Here is a 3,072-nt window from a genome sequence, read left to right on the forward strand (position 1 = left end):
ACCTATAACATTCGATTTAAATGTGAGTTCTCCCTTCTCGAATAAAAAATGCTAGTAAATATATCCGTCAATATTGGATGATATTCTCTCTAATTTTGAAAAATCACATAAACAGCTAAAGAAGGAGATTTGGTAGCATAATATCCACTATTCATTAAGGTAAGAGAGAACCTATTAGCCGTGTATTTAGAAGATGCCGGGCTTTTTCAGTTTCTGAAAGTAGCACGGCATCTTTTAGTTTACTTAATAGTTATTTTCACAGAACTGTAGTTAGAAGCATTACTAAACGGGTTGTAGTTTTTTTCAATATTGCCCGCCGCGTCTACAGCAAACCAATTGATAACAGTCGTTTTATCAATTTTCAATGATTCAGCAGATTCACGTGTTCCGGAAAGGCGTATATGAGCTGATTCAAATGTTGGACGGCTTCCATCAAGAGTATAGTAGATGGTAGCTGCTTCGCTGGTTTCAAACGATACTTCTACAGGGCCAGAGAATTTGCCGTTTCCAGGAACTGCTTTTGTTGATGGAGGTTGCTTATCCTTTGATTGGTTGTAGGCAACCTTGATTAGACTAATCAGTCCATTCGCAAATTCCATTGCTTCCTCGTGTCCTTCTTGATACGAAGGCTGGAATCCTACGGCTCGCCACCTGTTTGCTACAGAATCCCACAGATCTGCTCCAACTTCAAAGTTCCATGCATAAATACCCTTTTCATACCACAAATAATCAGCAGAGTTCCCAGCCGCGGAGTATAACACATCTGGAATTGGACCTGTACGGCTTGGCAAGATTACTGTTCCGCGGTGGTCCTGAATATCATTCAAGATTTCGTTGGATGCTGCCCAGTAGAATGCCTCCTGACCTGCAGTTGGTCGAGGCAATGTAACCCGATTTGGATCATAGGAGCCAGGGGACCACATGAAGTAACCGCCGTAGCTGTGAATATTCATTGCGAATTTAATATTTGGATTTTGGTCTGCCAGCCAGATAAGATTTCTTGCTTCAGGCTCTGAGTTTTCATACGGGCCTGAATATGTTCCGCTCAAGCAATTTGTATTGGAAGCACCAACAAAACCATCAAATACAGACCCTACTGAGTGGTTTCGGTTTAGGTCAACTCCCCAACTGTTGCGATTTGCTGGATCTGACTGAGTAGGTCCACAGTGGTTCGTCATATTTTTCCTTTGCATATTAAAATCATAGAAACTATAGTTCGCTCCATCAGGGTTTACTGAAGGTATCAGGAAAATGTCCAGGTTGTTCACTAGTTGTTTTGTTTCCCCGTCATGGGCATAATTCCTTAATAATCGCTCGGCTGTTTCAATTGTAACGAGCGGAGTAACCCATTCACGGGCATGCTCCTGCGCATAGCCTAGTACACCCGGCTTGGAACCGTCACGGTGCTTACCGATACGGATGGCTTTTACTGATTGCGGTTCACGGGAAATGTAATCTGGAGCATTTAAGTTGTCAGTTAACTTTGCTGAATTTGGATCAACTGTACCAGTACCTGCATTGCCGCGGTAAGTAGTGGCCGTAATAAGCGAATTTGCCTCAGTATTTAGGGCTGTAACAACCTGGCTTGCAGTACTTGTTACTTTTCCAGTATCATCTGTTGCCAATTCTACAATAATATTATTGTCATCAACTTTTACTGTTAAAGGATGGTTTGCTTCACTAGGGTTTTTAAATTCTACTAAAATATCGTTTCCGCCTTCATGTCCCCATGCTTTTGAGGAAACAACTACAGCTTTAGTCGTGGTAGACCCAATAGTTGCTTGGGAAAGACGGCGGTAGCCATTTGTTTGATATGGCATTTCAATAATTTCAACTAAATCCGGAAATTCTTTTGCAAGCTGCTCTGCTCTTTCATACAGATCATGTGGGTCCATATAATGGTCAACAAATCCTTTTACATAATGTTTTTTCGGACTGCCTTTTTTATCTTCACCAAGCCACTCTGTTACAGAACTTGTAGCTGAACCGCCAAGATTACTAGTTATGGTAACGCTTTCAGGAACAACTGTCACAGGAACCTCAAACCAATGATACATATATTCCCCATAGTCAGTAAATCGATTCAAGGTGGCTGTTTTTTCCACCCCATTTTCAATCCACTTGCCGGTAAGAGCTGTGCTTGCACTCACCCCGGCGCTTGTTTTTGCTTCTACATAAAGGAAGGTGGCAGACTGATTTGTATAATGGTCGGCTCGTAATACTTTAATAGAATCTTCAGCAGAAGCGATATTGAATTGCTGCTGTGCTGCTGCATTTCTTTCCGCAGTTCTTTGGTTCCACTGATCTTCTGTGATAAGTGTTTCCTTTACTTTAATTCCATACATTTTTAATTGTTCGATTTCTGAAGGAGTAACAACTACATCAACCTCCAACTCTTCCCCATGCTGATGGACCCTGTGAGTCAGGTCTATACCCAATTCAACCAGCTTATCAAGAGCCATTTTATTTGGAACCTCAAGCTGGACGATGGAAAGTGGCTCATTCGAAAGTATTGGTTCACCTTCAAGCTGTTGGGCACCTGTTACAAGGGGAGCGCCAAATCCGGGGTACAGGGTCGTAAAACTCAATGCACTGATTGCCGTTGCCAAGACGAGTCCATGCATAACTTTCTTTCTTTTCTTCAATCTACACACCTCCTATGTATTTCCACTATTGTGGACATGTTTATTATAGATTAAATATTAAGTATATTCTGTCAGTAATCGGTGTCAATAATTATATTTTTTTAATAGAATTTGTTGATTTCACTGCTAATTACTTAACAAATATTCAATAAAAGTTTGTGAATCATTGTACTTAAACAAACGGGGGCTTTAGTTAAAATAACAATCTTCAACTCGGGCGCGATTGTAGAATAACATTGGTATAACATGATCAAAATTTTATATACTACTCCATCTAGGTCAGTTGAGAAAGAATCCATTTTGATCAATCTTTTATAGTGAATTTTCAAATTTACCATAAAAGACAGGTTTGTAAGATGTTCTCGAACAAACTGTATTTCAAATCAACATAAGTTAGTAATTAGATAAAAATTAACAAGGAATGTCC

1 protein-coding gene is annotated in these 3,072 nt (G+C 40.1%); it reads right to left on the reverse strand.

Annotated features, from left to right (window positions below):
- Positions 1-239 precede the first annotated feature (239 nt).
- A complete protein-coding gene (locus tag V7127_RS24355; RefSeq protein ID WP_335490673.1) occupies positions 240-2,645 on the reverse strand; it encodes a M14 family metallopeptidase in 2,406 nt (801 codons plus the stop codon).
- Positions 2,646-3,072 lie beyond the last annotated feature (427 nt).

This window comes from Bacillus sp. JJ1773 (assembly GCF_036962035.1).
Taxonomy (GTDB): Bacteria; Bacillota; Bacilli; order Bacillales; family Cytobacillaceae; genus Cytobacillus.